This is a genomic window from Mycoplasmopsis hyopharyngis, assembly GCF_045276885.1.
Lineage (GTDB): Bacteria > Bacillota_I > Bacilli_A > Mycoplasmatales > Metamycoplasmataceae > Mycoplasmopsis > Mycoplasmopsis hyopharyngis.
Genome location: NZ_CP174164.1, coordinates 638,676 through 655,688 on the forward strand (window position 1 = coordinate 638,676; position 17,013 = coordinate 655,688).

16 protein-coding genes and 6 tRNA genes are annotated in these 17,013 nt (G+C 25.0%); 15 read left to right on the forward strand and 7 right to left on the reverse strand.

Annotated elements, in window-relative coordinates; genetic code table 4:
* Positions 1-2 precede the first annotated feature (2 nt).
* Entirely contained in the window at positions 3-974 is a 972-nt protein-coding gene (locus ACJA25_RS02560; RefSeq protein WP_406615073.1) for a DHH family phosphoesterase, read from the reverse strand.
* A gap of 92 nt (positions 975-1,066) precedes the next feature.
* On the opposite strand from ACJA25_RS02560, the gene ACJA25_RS02565 reads away from it, so the two are divergent.
* From ACJA25_RS02565 to ACJA25_RS02595, 7 genes are all read left to right on the forward strand, one after another.
* Positions 1,067-1,357: a hypothetical protein gene (locus ACJA25_RS02565; protein WP_406615075.1), complete on the forward strand. Its 291-nt coding sequence runs from the start codon at positions 1,067-1,069 to the stop codon at positions 1,355-1,357.
* A gap of 79 nt (positions 1,358-1,436) precedes the next feature.
* A tRNA-Asn gene (locus ACJA25_RS02570) sits at positions 1,437-1,511 on the forward strand.
* A 5-nt stretch (positions 1,512-1,516) separates the two neighbouring features.
* Positions 1,517-1,592, forward strand: a tRNA-Glu gene (locus ACJA25_RS02575).
* A 4-nt stretch (positions 1,593-1,596) separates the two neighbouring features.
* Positions 1,597-1,672: transfer RNA gene (locus tag ACJA25_RS02580), tRNA-Val, on the forward strand.
* 4 nt (positions 1,673-1,676) lie between these two features.
* A tRNA-Thr gene (locus ACJA25_RS02585) sits at positions 1,677-1,752 on the forward strand.
* 59 nt (positions 1,753-1,811) lie between these two features.
* A tRNA-Leu gene (locus ACJA25_RS02590) sits at positions 1,812-1,896 on the forward strand.
* 254 nt (positions 1,897-2,150) lie between these two features.
* Positions 2,151-4,541 carry a nucleotidyltransferase domain-containing protein gene (locus ACJA25_RS02595; protein WP_406615077.1) on the forward strand — a complete coding sequence of 797 codons (2,391 nt, stop codon included), beginning with the start codon at positions 2,151-2,153 and terminating at the stop codon, positions 4,539-4,541.
* 4 nt (positions 4,542-4,545) lie between these two features.
* On the opposite strand, the gene ACJA25_RS02600 is transcribed toward ACJA25_RS02595, so the two are convergent.
* From ACJA25_RS02600 to ACJA25_RS02625, 6 genes are all read right to left on the reverse strand, one after another.
* Positions 4,546-4,635, reverse strand: a tRNA-Ser gene (locus ACJA25_RS02600).
* Between the two features lie 172 nt (positions 4,636-4,807).
* A complete protein-coding gene (locus ACJA25_RS02605) occupies positions 4,808-5,113 on the reverse strand; it encodes an MMB_0454 family protein (protein ID WP_406615079.1) in 306 nt (101 codons plus the stop codon).
* A gap of 1 nt (position 5,114) precedes the next feature.
* A complete protein-coding gene (efp, locus tag ACJA25_RS02610; protein ID WP_406615081.1) occupies positions 5,115-5,678 on the reverse strand; it encodes an elongation factor P in 564 nt (187 codons plus the stop codon).
* A gap of 56 nt (positions 5,679-5,734) precedes the next feature.
* Complete coding sequence (locus ACJA25_RS02615) at positions 5,735-6,658, reverse strand: YwaF family protein (RefSeq protein ID WP_406615083.1); 924 nt, start codon at positions 6,656-6,658, stop codon at positions 5,735-5,737.
* Positions 6,659-6,664: 6 nt separating this feature from the next.
* Positions 6,665-8,011: a signal recognition particle protein gene (gene ffh / locus ACJA25_RS02620; RefSeq protein ID WP_406615085.1), complete on the reverse strand. Its 1,347-nt coding sequence runs from the start codon at positions 8,009-8,011 to the stop codon at positions 6,665-6,667.
* A gap of 73 nt (positions 8,012-8,084) precedes the next feature.
* Positions 8,085-8,321 (reverse strand): YdbC family protein, encoded by a 237-nt coding sequence (locus tag ACJA25_RS02625; protein ID WP_406615087.1) that lies wholly within the window; start codon positions 8,319-8,321, stop codon positions 8,085-8,087.
* Positions 8,322-8,600: 279 nt separating this feature from the next.
* On the opposite strand from ACJA25_RS02625, the gene ACJA25_RS02630 reads away from it, so the two are divergent.
* The 8 genes from ACJA25_RS02630 to ACJA25_RS02665 all read left to right on the forward strand — a co-directional run bounded on the left by ACJA25_RS02630 (position 8,601) and on the right by ACJA25_RS02665 (position 17,007).
* Positions 8,601-9,053: a hypothetical protein gene (locus tag ACJA25_RS02630; RefSeq protein WP_406615089.1), complete on the forward strand. Its 453-nt coding sequence runs from the start codon at positions 8,601-8,603 to the stop codon at positions 9,051-9,053.
* 8 nt (positions 9,054-9,061) lie between these two features.
* Positions 9,062-9,742 (forward strand): (d)CMP kinase, encoded by a 681-nt coding sequence (cmk, locus tag ACJA25_RS02635; protein WP_406615091.1) that lies wholly within the window; start codon positions 9,062-9,064, stop codon positions 9,740-9,742.
* The gene (der, locus tag ACJA25_RS02640) at positions 9,742-11,055 is read left to right on the forward strand and encodes a ribosome biogenesis GTPase Der (RefSeq protein WP_406615093.1); all 1,314 of its coding nucleotides are present in this window, start codon (positions 9,742-9,744) and stop codon (positions 11,053-11,055) included. Before cmk ends, der begins: the two co-directional genes overlap by 1 nt.
* Positions 11,056-11,214: 159 nt before the next feature.
* Positions 11,215-11,364: a hypothetical protein gene (locus tag ACJA25_RS02645; RefSeq protein ID WP_406615095.1), complete on the forward strand. Its 150-nt coding sequence runs from the start codon at positions 11,215-11,217 to the stop codon at positions 11,362-11,364.
* Between the two features lie 410 nt (positions 11,365-11,774).
* Complete coding sequence (locus ACJA25_RS02650) at positions 11,775-12,686, forward strand: DNA-methyltransferase (RefSeq protein ID WP_406615097.1); 912 nt, start codon at positions 11,775-11,777, stop codon at positions 12,684-12,686.
* Positions 12,679-14,817, forward strand: a complete 2,139-nt coding sequence (locus tag ACJA25_RS02655) for a DEAD/DEAH box helicase family protein (protein WP_406615099.1) — start codon at positions 12,679-12,681, stop codon at positions 14,815-14,817. Before ACJA25_RS02650 ends, ACJA25_RS02655 begins: the two co-directional genes overlap by 8 nt.
* 1 nt (position 14,818) lies before the next feature.
* A complete protein-coding gene (locus ACJA25_RS02660; RefSeq protein ID WP_406615101.1) occupies positions 14,819-15,004 on the forward strand; it encodes a hypothetical protein in 186 nt (61 codons plus the stop codon).
* A 2-nt stretch (positions 15,005-15,006) separates the two neighbouring features.
* Complete coding sequence (locus ACJA25_RS02665) at positions 15,007-17,007, forward strand: AAA family ATPase (RefSeq protein WP_406615103.1); 2,001 nt, start codon at positions 15,007-15,009, stop codon at positions 17,005-17,007.
* The last annotated feature ends 6 nt before the right edge of the window (positions 17,008-17,013 follow it).

Here is a 17,013-nt window from a genome sequence, read left to right on the forward strand (position 1 = left end):
ATTTACTCATGTTGTTCAAACCCCTTAATTAATTCATTTAATTCTTTAACTACTACAGGAACTTCATCTCAAGAATTGAGTGTACATCCAGCAGCATTGTCATGTCCACCACCGTTGTGTTTTCTTGCAACATCATTAACTTTGGGTCCATTTGATCTTAATCTACCCCTGATTTTTCCATCTTCTAATTGGATAAAGAATGCTCAACAAGAATTATCTTCAATGTTTCCAATTTCATTAACAAAAATAGCAGCTTCTAAATCATTCATTTGATATTTTTGCATAATCTCTTTAGTTACTTCAAAATAAAGCACTCTTCCTTCTTTTTTAAAGTTAGAAAGAATTTGGCCAATATATTTAATCTCATTCATAGATTTTATATTTAGTTCTCTAAATATTGGTTGAGGATCTAAATTGCCTTCTTTATATAAATAAGCAGCTAATTCATGAGTTCTAGCAGAGGTGTCTGGATATAAAAATCTTCCTGAATCAGTGACCATACCTAAAAAGATATGACCAGCAGCCTTAGAATTTATTTTTCATTTTGCTTCTTTTGATAATTCAGCAACCATTTCTGCTGCAGCAGCATAATGTTCATCAACTCATAAATAGTCATATTCAATATCACTTAAATTAGGGTGATGATCAATTCTTAAAGTAGCAGTGAATTTTTTATCTACCAATAAATTTGCACATTCAATCCTGTCTGAACTTGAAGCATCAACTACAATTCCTAATGAATTTTCAAAATCAACTGTTTCGATAGGATCATAGTGATAATTCATAAAATCAAAAGTATGTTTATTGTCTCCTACTGTAAAAACTTTTTTGTTTGGGAAATTAGTTTTTATCAATTCTGCTAGACCAGCTTGTGATCCTAAACAATCACCATCTGGTCTAATATGATGAAAAATAATTATTGAATTATATTTTTTTATAGCTTTTAACGCATCTTTATAGCTTCCGATTTTCATTTTTTCTCCTTCTTGGCTATTACAATAAATATGTAGTTTAAATTATAAATATTTATTAATAATAATTATTTTTTTGTTTATACTTTTATATTATGGATAACAAGCAAAATGACAATTCTATTTTGACAATTACTAAAGTTTTTCTTATTCTAGGAATGATTTTTGGCGCTATATTAATAATTCCATTAATTATTGGAATTATTTCTTACAAAAAATTGGAAGAAGCAAAAAATAAAGATGAAATATTGGTTTATGGAGTATTATCATTAATTTTTGTTTCTAAGGTAGCTGGTATTTTGATGTTGGTAGCATTCCCAGAAAAAGAAAAAATAGAAAAAGCAACTATTTTAGAAGAAAAAATTGAAACAAAAGAAGAAAAATAAATAAAATTAAAATAGCAAAATAAAATTTTCTTATTATTTGATTTAATTTAATATATAATAAAACAAGCATTTTGCTATTGCCGATTTAGCTCAGCGGTAGAGCAGCTGGCTGTTAACCAGTTGGTCGTAGGTTCAAACCCTATAATCGGCGCCATTTATGGTCTGTTGGTGAAGCGGTTAACACACATGGTTTTCATCCATGCACGCACGGGTTCGATTCCCGTACAGACTACCATTTTCGAAGATTAGCTCAGTTGGGAGAGCGGCGCCCTTACAAGGCGTAGGTCATGGGTTCGAGCCCCTTATCTTCGACCATTAAGCCGTCTTAGCTCAGTTGGTAGAGCAACTGACTTGTAATCAGTAGGTCGTAGGTTCGAGTCCTATAGACGGCACCATATATGCATCCAGTAGGATACATTTTTTATTTAATGTATAAGCATACCAACAAATTCAAGCGCGAATGGTGGAATTGGCAGACACGCTAGATTTAGGCTCTAGTGCTTCACGGCATGAGGGTTCAAGTCCCTCTTTGCGCACCATATCTTTTTTAAAGAAAAAACACACCGATATCACTTGATATCGGTTTTATTTTGTAAGAATTGAAAAATTAACAATTTAATAAATATAATATTATTAAATTATTTTATGTGAAGGTGGAAAAATGCTATTAAAGGATATTTTTAAAAAACTAAATTGAAAAATATTGATACCGCTATTTGTTTTTGGCATTTTTTTACTTCTATATCAAGTAATTTTTTGAAATCAAATTTTTAATTATGCACCAGATATAAAAATGATTAATTTTCAAACTAAATTTACTTGAATCAAAAATTTATGAATGATTTTTATATTAACAATTATTTCATCTTCATTTTTCCTTTTGGGTCGAGAATTTTTTGACAAAGAAAAATATCCAAGTTTTTTTAAAAAATATTTTTCTTTCATTTTTCTTATTTCAATTATTTTCTTTGGTATAAATGCAATTATTATAGGTGCTTTTGAAGTTAAATTAAATACCAATGAAATTCCTTTTTATAACAAAATGATGACTATTTTGCTTTATGAATTAAAAAACCTTAAATACTTAATTATTGCTTTGTCATCGCTGTTAGTTATTAACTTACTATTAAAAAACAAAGAATATTTTATTTTAATTCCTCTTTTAATTTTTATAGCTTGCTTATTAACATTAGACTTTGTACTTATCAAAGTTATTGGAATAAATTTGGACAAAATTCTAGTTAAAGAAATTTCAATATTAGCTGCTGTATTATTATTTTTTACTTCCACCTTTACAATAGACTTAATTGTTAATAAGGAAAACAAAGAACTTTTAAAAGAAAAAATCAATTTCGCATTTTTAAAAAATGATTTTAAAACCCTTTTATGAAATTTTTTATTTTTCGCTTTAACCATTATTTGCTTCAATTTATTAATTGATAAAAGTTTTGCTGAAAAAACAATTGCTTTAGCAATTAAAGAATTAATAGTTCTTTTTAATGTTTTAATCTTCTTGCCTTTAATAATTTTGTTATGAAAGGACACGGCATTAAAACACTACAATAGTTTAAAAGAAAATATTTTTGGTTACATAATTGTCTTTGTTTTTGCTTGATTGACATCTATTGGAATGATTTTTATTAAATTTGACCAACTAAAACAAATTTTTACAAATAACTTTATTTTAAGTTTAATTATCTTTTTAAGTATCAATTTAGTCTTTTTAATAGGTTTATTAACAAGTGTATTTTTATTGACTAATAATAAAATTAAAATTTTATTAATTCAAACTTTTTTCCTAACAGTTGTAGCCATTTGCACATTTATTTACACCTTAAATGCACAAATACTTAGTTATTCAAACTATTATTTAACCTTATTTTTATTTATAACTTGATTCCTTTATTCTTTAATATCTTGCATAAGTTTTGTTGCTTTTGTTAAAAAATACAAAATCAAAATTCTAAACAATAGAAATAATGAACTTAAATTCTTAGTAATTGGAAATATTAATTCGGGTAAATCCTTATATGCTCAAAAATTAAAAGAACTTTTAGATCTTGAAATTATTTCAATTGATAATTTTAGAGAAAAGTATGGTTCATTTAAAAAAGACAATGAAAAAATTGTTTTTAAGAAGTTTGTTAAAAAAATCTTAAACACTCCTCAATGTATAGTTGAATTTTCAGGTTTAGAAAAATATTCAAAATTATTATTAACTAGATTAGATCCTATTTCTACATTTGTTTTCTATGTAAAAACACCTTTACAAAAATGTATAGATACTTTAATTGCTGAAAAATATGAAGAAATCCCTTATTTAAATTTTAGTGAAAATAATCTCCTTGCTAGTATGCAAAAATACTCTCAAGATGAACAAAGTAATTTAATTAATAACACTTGATTCAGCTACAGTAATTTAATTTTCCCAATAACTAGTATTAATGATTTTGAAAATATACCACTTAATAAAATTTTAGCTTTTAACTACATTAGACATAGATTGGACAATTTATATATAGATAGTGCCTTTTTAGTAGGTTCTATGGCTAATGGTAATTTTAATAAGTATTCAGATATTAATATAGCAATTGTTAGTCCTATATCTTCTATTTCATTAAGAAATTTACTATCTAACGATTCCAAAATTGATGCTATTTTAAAAAGAAACAACATTGTTTCTTTAATAATTGATGACACTTTATTCGATTTAATATTGTTCAAAAATCTTGAAGATGCACACGAAGTTATTTTCAAAACTAAAATAAAAGAATTTAACAAAATAGCTTTAATTAATGCGCCAAATTTAAAAACCATTAAAAAATTAAGTAAAACTAATCTTGTAGATGAAATTGAATTGTACTTAAACTTAATTGGAGAAACTGATTATTTATCTTCAAATTTAACCAAAATTGCTTCTCGCGGAGATAAATATATCTTTTATCTAACCACTTTAAAATTAGTTCAAAATATTGTGAGATTAAATGCTTTAATTGATGGACAAAATGACTTTAACTTTTTACCAGAGCATGCGATAAAATACATAAATAATCCAAAAATTGTTTATTCATTAAATCTTTCAATGACACATTATATTGAAGACTTTACAACTTATTGAAAAGAAAACAAAGGTAAATATTATGTTCATTTTCAAAAAGCTATAACTAACAAAAAAGCAAAATAAAAAATGGCCGATGGTAAGGGATTTGAACCCTTGAATGGAATAAACCATTAATAGTTTTCGAGACTATCCTCTTCAGCCACTCGAGCAACCATCGACAATCAACATTAATTTTAACAAATAGTTATTAAACAAAACACAAAATCGCAAGCCTAATTGCGATTTTTCTTTAACTTTTTTACCTTAAATATCTAATTTGTTTATGAACTAAAGCGAAAATAAACAAATTAAAAAATGACTTTTACAAGCATAAAAGTCATTAATAATTATTAAACTAAACCTAAACAAGCAATTTGAATGTTGGTAGGTTTGATACCAATTGTAGAATTGATTAAATCTTCCAAATCGTTTTGTAGGTCTTGAATTGAATTAATTAAATTCTTGTTTAATGATTTTAATTTAACATTTAAAAAAATTGAAATATTACTCTGATCATCAGCAAAAATAATTTTAGGAACACTAATTAATTTAATGTTTTTGTGTTTTTTGATTGCGCTATCAATTATGTTTAAAAAGGCATTTTCATGAATATTAACAATTTGATTTAATCCACAATTTAGTGACAAAATATTCATATTATTTATTTGCTTTTCCTACATATTTACCAGTTTCAGTAGAAACAGAAATTTTATCTCCTTCTTTGATAAACATTGGAGTTTCTAATTCAAAACCAGTTTCAACAATAACTTTTTTTTGTGGATTAGTTGTTGTATTTCCTTTAACAGCATCGGGCGCTTCAGTAACAGTTAAAGTAACATTGTCAGGGATTTCAATATCTAAAACTTCTTCTTGATATTTTCTAATTTGAACTTTTGATCCTTCAACAATGAAATTCATTTCTCATTTAACATGTTCTACAGGGATTTCAATTTGTTCATAGGTTTCTTCATCCATTAAAACAATGTTTTCGCCATCTGAATAAAGGTAGTTCATTTTTCTTTTTTCGATATGCGCTTTTTTCATTTCTTGACCACCAGTATATGATTTGATGGTGATTGCGCCAGTTCTTAAGTTTTTAACTTTAGCTTTAACGTTTGCTTGTCCTCTACCTTGTTTTGAGTGTTGGGCTTCTAAAACTAAATAAATTTCACCTTCGTCTTCGTAAGTGATGCCTTTTGAAAAAGTATTAACATTAATCATTTTTTCTCCTTATTATGTAAGAGTAATTATTAAATTTTAATATATTAATATATTTGCTAACTAAAATATTTTTCATCTTCAGGATTAATATTGGCTTTATTAAGCAATATTTTTTTAAAATCAAAGTACTTAACGTAGTTTTCTGATTTTTGAATTTTCAAAATTCATAAATTACCAATTTTGTCAATAAATATTTTATCTTGCACGCAATAAATAAACACCGCTATAACTTCTCAAATAATTCCAATAAATGTATAAGTAAACAAGTTATAAGGTCAATTAGAAGCTTTACCTAATAAACTACTAAATGAATTGATTTCGTTTTTCCCTGTAAAAAAGTAATTACTTTTTCAATTAGATGGAGCAAACTTAAAAGTAATTCAGTTAATGAAAAACGCTAATAAAGTAAAAGCAAAAAGTGAAGCAATTCTAATAAGTGAATGTACAAAAGTAAATTCAATTTTGTATAGTGATGAAATAACCATAGGAAAAAGTAAGATAAAAGTATGAATAATTAAAAAATCTCAATAAAAATAAGTATCCATACCACATTCATCAGGAATTTCTCTAAGTATTAACGCTAAAGAAGCAGCTAATGTTGAATAAGGTGTAATATAAGCAATATATTTTGTTTTATTTGACAACAATAAAATAGTAATAATCATTAAAGTTAATCTACAAAATTGTAAGGGGATCGATTCTCAAATCCTGTCACTACTTTTTTCTACAACTCAAGCGATTCTAACTATTTGAAAAGCTAAAATCACAAGTCCTAATGTTATTCAAGTAGCAAAAACATTATGCTCATTAGTAGTGAACGATTCTTTTAAAAGAAAGTTATTTCTAATTATTCTTCTAAAAACTCATAAAAGCACTCACGTTAACAATGCAAAAGCAACAAAGGTTCAATAAAAATATAAATCAGGTCCAGAAAAGTTTCTTAAACCAGTTCCATTAAAATTTCAAAATGATGATTTCATATTTACCTATTTGTTCATCATTCCTGCTAAATCACCGAAATTACCTGATTTAATCTTCTTAAGCATTTCTTGCATATTTTTAACCATTGCATCATAGTCACTTAATAATCTATTGTATTCTTGAGCGGTTCTTCCTGAACCTTGTAAGATTCTGTTTTTACGATTTGCATTTCTTAAAAGTTTAGGATTTTTTCTTTCTTTTGCGGTCATTGAAGAAATGATGATTTGATAAATAGCCATTTTGGCTTCAGTTTTATCAACTTGCTCATCAGAAATTTTGTTTGCCAATCCTGGAATCAATTTTAATAATTTGGACATTTTACCCATTTTTTTAACTTGATTTAAATTGTTCATTAAATCATCGAGCGTAAATTCACCCTTAATCAATTTAGCAACAATGTTGTTAGCCATTGAAGGATCGATTGTTTCTTCCGCTTTTTCAATTAAGGTTTTAACATCACCCATTCCTAAAATTCTATCTGCCATTCTATCTGGATAAAATAAATCTAGGTTGGAAATTTTTTCTCCAGTACCAATAAATCTAATCGGTAAATTTAAAACTTTAGTAATACTTAATGCAGCACCACCTCTAGCATCTGAATCTAATTTAGTAATAATGCTTCCGGTTAAATTTAATTTTTCATTAAAAGCAGTAGCAACATTAATAATATCTTGACCCGATAAAGCATCTGCTACAAAGAATATTTCGTTAGGTGAAGCAATCTTTTTTAAATCAAACAATTCATTCATCAAAGGTTCATCAATAGCTAAACGACCTGCGGTATCAATAATGATTAAATCATTTTTGTTTTGATTAGCTTGTTTAATTGCTTCTTCTACAATTTTTTGTGCTGAAACAGTAATTCCTTTTTCAAAATATTCTACTTGAATACTTTTGGCCAAAGTTACTAACTGTTGAACAGCAGCAGGACGGTAAATATCTGCGGCTACTAAAAGTGGATTTTGAGCATAATTTTTTTTCTTAAAAAAATAAGCTAATTTTGCAGCGGCAGTAGTTTTACCAGAACCTTGCAAACCAGTCATCATAATAATATATGGTTTGCTTGTGATTTTTAATTCTTGGACTTCACCGCCTAAAATGTTTACTAATTCTTCATGAACAATTTTAATCATTTGTTGTGAAGCATTCAGAGAAGAAACTAATTTTGATTCTAAAGTTTTTTGTTTAACATTAGCAATAAATTCTTTAACTACTTTTAAATTAACGTCAGCTTCTAAAAGAGCTAACTTAATTTCTTTAGTAGCTTCTAAAATGTCTTCTTCATTAACCACTGTTTTTTTAGCCATTTTAGCAATGGATTTCTGAATCCTATTTTCTAAAAAATTCAACATAATTTCCTCCCTTATTTTTATTTTTTACATATAAAATGAAAGAATGAATGTGAGACATAACACATTCATTAAATTATTCTATTTCAAGATCCTTTAAGATTTCTTTCAACTTGATCATTTCTTCTTTTGTTAAAGTAATGCCCTTACTTAAATTTTTATGATCACTACTTCAATCCCTTATGTCGTATTTTGCTACTTTTCCATTTCAAGAAACTAGGTTTAATTCCTTTGTATAACCATTATTATTTTCTGATAATACACCTAAACTTTTTTCTATTGAAAATGTAATTTCTGGTTGCTTATAAGCCATATATATTTTTCCCCATTCGTGTTTTACATAATTATATATTAATATAATATTAATAATATAAAAATAGATGTGGAACAAGTAAATTCTAATAATTTGTAAAAGAATAAACTTATAAAACTAAGCGCTATTTTTATTACATTAAAACTAGCAAAAGATCAAAAATTAAAAATGAAAATTGGCTTTTTTAGCAAAAAATTAATAATTCATTTTTTAAAGATTTTTTAAGTTTTTTAACTTATTTAAGTTTAATTATTATATTCATTGTTTATAATTGTAAAGATGGAAAAATTATTACAAAGATTAGAAAAAAATAAGAAAATTTACAATACTTTGTTAAGTCAAAATTCACTACTTGAAGGCTTAATAAATTCGGATCCTAAATTCAAAAAACACTTTGAATGATATAAAAAAAATATTGATTCTAATTTTCAATTTGCTGATAAATCTAATTTAATTATTGATTTTGATTATTCTTTGGAAAATAATTTTGACAATTTTGAAAAAATAAAAATGTTAAATAATTGGCTTTATGAAATTGAGCAATTATCATCTGAAAATCCAAACATCATTGAAGATGATAATTGTGCAATTAAGAATTTTAAAACTAATGATTTAGACAATTTATTATGCGATTATGAACACGATGGTTATAATTCTCCTCATTATGAAGGAATAGAAACCGTGAACATAGATAAAACTAGTGAAATATCTATTAGTAAATTTGAATTTTAAGGGGTTTTATGGAAGTTGGAAGAAAAGTTAATGTAGCAATAGATGGACCTTCTGGTGCAGGTAAATCTACTGTTTCGATTGAAATTGCAAAAAGACTTAATTATTTTTATATAAATACTGGTAGTTTTTATAGAGCTATTGCTTATTACTTTCTAAGAAACAACATTTCTTTAAAAGATATTGAAAATAATTTAGATGAACTTTTAAGTAAAATCAATATTACTTTTGACAAAAATGAAAATATTTTTGTTAATGGTGAAAATTACATTAACTTTTTAAGAACTGATGAAGTTTCACTTTTTTCTTCTAATATTGCTAAATTTCAAAAAATTAGAGATTTTGTAGTCAAAAACATTCAAAAAACTACAAATGTTCAAAAAGGTTTTATTATGGATGGCAGAGATACTACTTTTAAAATAATGCCTAATGCCGAAGTTAAAATCTTCCTTTCTGCTTCACCTACCGAAAGAGCAAGAAGAAGAGTGGAACAAAACAAACAATTGGGTTATAAAACCAATTTTACAGAAGTTTTAAAAGAAATTAAAGAACGTGACAATAATGATATAAATAGAAAAATTGACCCTTTACATAAAACTGATGATGCTATTGAAATTGATTGTACTTTAATTCCTTTTGAACAAGTTGTTGAAAAAATAATTTCAATAATCCAAGAAAAGGAAGCATTATAATGAAAAATACAATAGCTATTATTGGTAAACCAAATGTGGGAAAAAGTACATTATTTAATAGACTAGTAGGAAAAAGATCTTCTATTGTTTATGACCGACCAGGGGTTACTAGAGATAGACTATATGAAATTATCAAGTGGAATGGTAAAAACATCAAATTAATTGACACTGGTGGTATTGAAGTTAAAAATGTTGCTAATTCCTTCCAAGCGGAAATTCAAATTCAAGCTAAAATTGCTATCGAAGAAGCAGATGTGGTTATTTTTATTGTTGATGGTAATAATGAACCTTCAAATGATGATGCTTTTATTCTTAACCTTTTAAGAAAAGCTAATAAACAGATTATTGTAGCAGCTAATAAATTAGAAAATATTTCACAATTTAACTATTCCTGATATTCACTTGGGGTTGATCATATTTTTCCTATATCCGCTTTGCATGGCAACGGAGTTGGTGATGTATTAGATGAAGCTATCAAATACTTAAACTTTGATGAAGATGAAAATAAAAATTATTTTCAACTTTCAATCATAGGTAGACCTAATGCGGGAAAAAGTTCTTTATTAAACTATTTAGCTAAAGAACAAAGATCAATTGTTTCTAATATTCCTGGTACTACTAGAGATAGTGTTAAATCATTAATAAAAATTGGTGATGAAATTTTTAATGTCATTGATACTGCTGGAATTATGAGAAAAAGCAAAATTGAAGATGCAGTTGATCATTATGCTTTAATGCGTGCTCAATCTTCATTGGAAGAATCAAACTTATCAATCATAATGATTGATGCTACTCAAGAAATTTCACATTTCGATGCTCGAATTATTGGATATGCTTTAGAAAACAACAAACCAATTATTATTGCAATAAACAAATGAGATTTAGTTGAAAAAGAAACTAATACAATGAGCGATTATAAAAAAATGCTTAATAAACGTTTTCAATTTGCCACTTGAATACCTATTGTATTTATTTCTGCAAAATCTGGTCTTAGAATCAACACCTTGATTGAAACCATTATTAAAGTAAAAACTAATTTAGAAAGAGATATAAAACCTCATTTGCTTTCTGAATTAATTACTGAAGCTCAAATTATTCAACCACCTAAAAGTTTTAATAACGGAATACTAAAAATTTATTTTGTTCGCAAAACCGAAAGTTTAGTTCCTACATTTATTATGTATGTAAATAATAAAAAATACTTACACTTTAGCTATCAAAGATTTTTAGAAAACCAAATTAGAAATATGTTTGATTTTACTGGTTGTCCATTAATTTTGATTTTCAAAAACAAAAACGATGTTGAAGAATAACATTGTTTTTTTTATTTATTTGACTTTAAATAAGCAAAATAAAAAAAATAAATAGATGAAAAAATAGACAATTGTATCATGTAACTTTTCATAATGAACTTTAATTCTGTGTATACTATGTTCTAGTATATTGAATTTTAATAACTTTTAAGGAGTAAAATGACAATCGAAGGATACTTTGAACAAAACAATCTAAATGAAAATAATTTCGATTCAGACCAAATGGAAGAAATTCAAGAAGGTCTCAAAGATAATTTAGATGTATCTCAATATTCTAATCCGAAATTCAATTGATACCAAATGTGATAAATTTGTTTAGATCTTCAACAAGATTTGGATGTATTGCAATATGCTAATAAGAAATTCAATTGATACCAAATGTCCCAAATTCGCTTAGGATTCAAACAAAATCAATTTCTCTTTGACTGAACAAAAAAAGAGAAAAAACTAAAAATGTAAGTAGTGGAATAGCAATAAAATTAATAGATTTAAGATTGCTGACATTTTAACTCTAAAAATATGAATTTAATTTATAATTCTAATATGCTAAGCAATTTAAAAGAACAAAATTCTATTTTAAATGTTTTTCAAAATTCTCAAAAAATTCAAACTAATATATATATATATATATATTAATTTTTTAATATTATCTTTCATAAATTCTTTTAACTTATTAAAACATAGACAATTTTCACCAAATTGTCTATTTTGGCACAAATATGAGAAAAATTGCTATTGATAATATAACAATTTATCAAGAAGAATGCCAAACAGCGATAGATAATATTGAAGATAAAAGCATTAAGCTAATTTATGGTTCTCCTCCTTATCCTAATGCTAAGAGAGATTATGGAAAATGAGATGAAGAAGAATATATAGAATTTATTTCTCCTTTTTTAAAAAAGGCAGTAAATAAATTAGATAATCAAGGTTTTTTAGTAATCAATGTAAAAGCTAATCGAAAAAAGAAAAAAACTAATCATTGTTCTGAAAGATCATTAATTATTGAAGAACTAATGCTTTATATCAAAAAACAATTAGGACTATATTGTGTCGATATTGAAATTTGAATCAAATCTAATCCAGCACCAACTGGTGTTAAATCAGCATGTATGGATGCTTACGAATATATATTGTGATTTTCAAAAGCTCCTAATTGAAAAATAAATATTGATAGTATTAGAAAATCATATTCACCTGTTTCTTTGAAAATGTATAAGGAACAAATTTATAAGAAAAGAAAAAATAGCCTATATGTAACAAGAGATAAAAAGATAAAACCAAATCCGAAAGGTGCTTTACCAAAAAACAATTTTATTGATGAACTAAAAAAAGAAATTGTTTCTGATATGAATAAATTTGTCCAAGATTATTATTCAGATTCAAACATAGTTTATGGCTCAACTTCTTCTAAAAAAACTAATCATCAGGCTGTTCAACCTGAATACTTACCAAGAAAATATATATTGGCTTGCACAAATGAAGATGATCTAGTTTTAGATCCGTGGTTAGGAAGCGGAACAACTGGTATAGTGGCAAAAAAATTAAAAAGAAAATTTATAGGTTTTGAAAAAGAAAAGAAATTTGTAGATTTATCTTTAACAAACATTAAGGGGGTTGAAAGTGAATAATCCAAATTTGTCTGAATCAATATTTAAAAAATCTTATGATAAAAATTCCGATAACTTTGTTGATGAATTTTATTCAATTTGCCTTAAGAATTCTATTTTGTATAAAAGAATTGCTGGTTATTTCAATTCATCAATATTTGATTTAATAAAACCAGAATTAAAAGTTTTTATTGAAAATCAAGGAAAAATTAAAATCATTTGCAATACTGAAATCATCAATAATAAAGATGATTTATCTTCAATAGAAAAAGGATATTCTGATAGGGCAAAAACTTTTTTTGATGAAGAAATTTTGAAAATAATAAAGAATAATATTGAGAGCTCTAAATTACTTTATTTGCTAATAAAACAAAAAATTCTTGATATCCAAATAATTGAAACTTGAGATTCAAAAAACAAAATTCAAAGGTTATTACATTCAAAAATAGGTATTTTTGAAGATAATTACAATAATATTGTCGCTTTTACTGGTTCTCATAATGAAACTTTTTCCGGATGATCAGAAAAAGGAAATGAAGAATGTTTTGAAGTCTTTTGTAGTTGAAAAGAAAATGATAATGAGCGTTGTGATTATAAAGAAAAATATTTTGATTCTTTGTGAAAAAATAATGAAGATAATCAAAATATAATACTTTACAAACCTAGTGAACTATTAGATATTTTAGAAAAACATATTTGTGAAATAAATAAGGATGCTGGCATATCAAGAATTCAAATTTATGAACAATTACAAAAAGCAATAATTGAATTAAGCAATAAAAAAATAAAGAACACAATTAACAAATGAGATTTAGAAAACTCAAGCAAAAAATTAAGGCCTTATCAATTACAAATACTTGAAAATTGAGAAGCTAATAATAGAATTGGTTTGTTTAATATGTGCACAGGAGCAGGAAAAACATTTACCTCAATTTGTGCTATAAAAAATGCTATTTATGATAAAAATGAAATTCCTTTAATAATTGTCCCTTCTAAACTATTAGAGTTTCAATGAAAAAATGAAATTAAAAAGACATTAGGAAATCAAATTTTAGTATTTACAAATGATGATTTAAGTAAGTATCCTAATACACTTTCTTTTTCGAAAAGACAAGATGAAAAAAATAAAAAAGTTTTTATTTTTACATATAAAAAAGCTTCTTCATTAGATTTTTTAAAAAATTTTAATTGAGGTAAACATATTTTCTTAATAGCGGATGAAGTTCACAATATAGGTGCTCCAAATGCTAGAAGAATTATGGAATATGAAGTTGGTGCAAAAATTGGTTTAAGCGCAACTCCAATGAGAAAATATGATGAAGAAGGTTCACAAATCATTTTAAAGTATTTTGAAAAAACTATTCAACCTATTTATGAAATAAAAAATGGTATTGACGATGGAACATTAGCAAGGTACAATTACTTTTTTAGCAACATTTATTTAAATGATGATGAAAGTGAAAATTACATATCTTTAACTAAAAGAATTGGAAAGAAAATTGCATTATTAAATACCAATGAAAAAATAATGGACGATTCTTCTTTGCAAACTCTTCTTATTAATCGAGCTAAAATTTTAAAAAAAGCTGAACAAAAATATGAAAAAACAATAGAAATATTAAACACTGAAATTAAAAATATTGAAGATGAAAAATGATTAATTTATTTCGAAGACAAAACTGAAATAAAAAATTTTAGAGAATTATTAAAACAAAGAAATTTTAAATTCATGGATTACACATATGACTTTTATAGTGGAATGCCTAATGAAAATGAAATCAAAAATAAAACTATTGAACATTTTAGAAAAAATGGCGGAATCATTTTTTGTATTAAGTGTTTAGATGAAGGTGTTGATATCCCTGAAATTAATAAAGCAATTATTATTGCAAGTAGTAAAAATCCGAGAGAATATGTCCAAAGAAGAGGAAGAATTTTAAGAAAACATGCTGGTAAAAGCTTTGCTTGTATTTATGATTTTTTAGTTTTACCATCAAATAAATGAACTAATGACATATCTGATAACTCATTAAAAAGTGAAATTGAAAGATTGGAAACATTTTCAAAAAGTTCAGAAAATGGAAATATTGTTGAAAAAGATATTAAACGAATAAAACAAAAATATTTAAACATTCAGGAAGGAGAAAAATAGTATGGAACTATCTAATAAAGAAAAAATTAAAAACATTATAGATGAAATAGAAAAATCCTTAACAAAGGATGAAGAAGAAATTCTAAAACAAATAATAGATATAGAAATAGAAGAAGAATATACATCTGACAACGAGGGTATTGAAAAGAAAATAAAAGAATTAATTGATGAAAGATTGGATAAATAAATATGCTTAAAATAGAAAAGATTACTATCTACAATTTCAAATCCTATTATAAAGAACAAAGCATAGATTTTCTTGATTCTAATGGTCTAACTATTATTTATGGTGAAAATGGTGCTGGAAAATCAACCATAATGGAATCAGTTAAATTTTGCTTAGGATATCACATTAAAAGAGAACAAATCAATAACGATACTATTGAAACAGAAGTATTAAATACTTTATCAAAGCAAGAAAAAGATTACAAAATTAATGTAAAGCTTAATTTAAAATGAAATGACGAATCTTATGAAATATCTCGAACATTACAAAAACAAAATGATGTATGAGAAAATGAATTAACCATAAAAAATATAAGCAACAATAATTCTTTCCTTTCAGAAGATCAATCAAAGAAATTTATTGAAAAAATATTTCCAGAAAAAACTATCAAATTTTTCCTTTTTGATGGAGAAAATACTTTTGAAGAATATAAAAGCCTTTTATCAACAAAAAGCTTGTCAGAAAATGTTTTGAAAACTGATATATTAAAAATATTGGGAATAGATTCTATACAAAATGGAATTCATCATTTAAGGAAAATATTAGAGATTTACACTAAAGAAAAACAAGCATTATCTAAAAAAAGTGAACAAAACGAGAAAATAAAACATCAAATAGAACAATTAGAAAATTCAAAAAATAATCTTAATAGACAAATACAAAATAAACAAAATGAATTAGAAAAAAAGAAAACAGATAAAGAGAAATTAGAAGAATATTTGAAGAATAATGAAGTTATAAAAGAATATTTAACAAAAAAAGAATCTTTTGAAAAAAATATTAGCGATCTTTCCAATGAGCAAGAAAAACAAATTTCAAAATTACAAGAATATTTAAACAATAACAATGTTTTTGCTTTTTGCAAAACAAAAATTATTAATTTTATTAAAACACAAAATGATGTAAAAAATGATGAGATTGAAAACTTTAATCAAAAATCAAAAATAATTAATGAAATTCAAGAATTAAATAATCTTAAAAATGAAAATAAATGTATTCATTGTAAAAGAGAAATTACAGAACAAGATAAAAGAGATTTAGATGAAAAAATCAATATCTTAAAAACAGGCCAAAATTTAAATTTTGAAAATAATGCTAAATATAATTCTTTAAAATTAATTGAAGATATTGAAAAAAATATTAATAATAGTTCCTTTTTCAATGATTTAAAAAATATCGAAAGTCAAATAAAAGATTTAAAAGATAAGATTCAAATTGAAAATAAAAGAAAAAATGACGAACAACAAGAAATTGAAAAATATAAATTCTCAAATGAAGATACTAATGAATATAAAAATAAATTTAATGAATACAAATATCTTAATGACGATATAAATTCATTATTATTTGATATAAATTCATATATCGAACATATGAAAGGGATAGAAAAAGATCTTGATGAAGCTACCAATAAACTTGAAACTGATGATACCAACAAAGAAAAAGTTGAAAAAATAACTAAAAAAATTGATTTAATTAAGAAATTAAGGGTTTGCTTAGAAAACGCAGAAAAAAAATATGCTGTAAAAATTAAAGATAAAGTTCAAAATGATGCTAACGAAATGTTTCAAAAAATTAAAAATTTTGATAGTTACAAAGAATTATTAATTTCTGATATTTATAAGGTTTCTTTGAAAGACAAGAATGATAAAATTATCTTTTCTCCATCACAAGGAGAAAATGTAATCATAATCTTGTCATTAATATATGGAATTCATAAAAACTCAATAGTTAATGGAACAATTTTCTTTGATGCTCCTTTTAGTGTTCTAACAGATAGTAACTCTATCAAAATATATAAACACATTTCACAAATTTCTGATAAGGTAATTTTACTTTCTCATGAGAAAGAATACTTAAAAAATAAAGATTTTAAAGTTTTAAACGAGTATGAAATAGTTAAAGAAAAATCAAGTTCGAATACCGATTTAGATATTTATAAATCTAAAATTAAAAGTTTATAAAGGAGA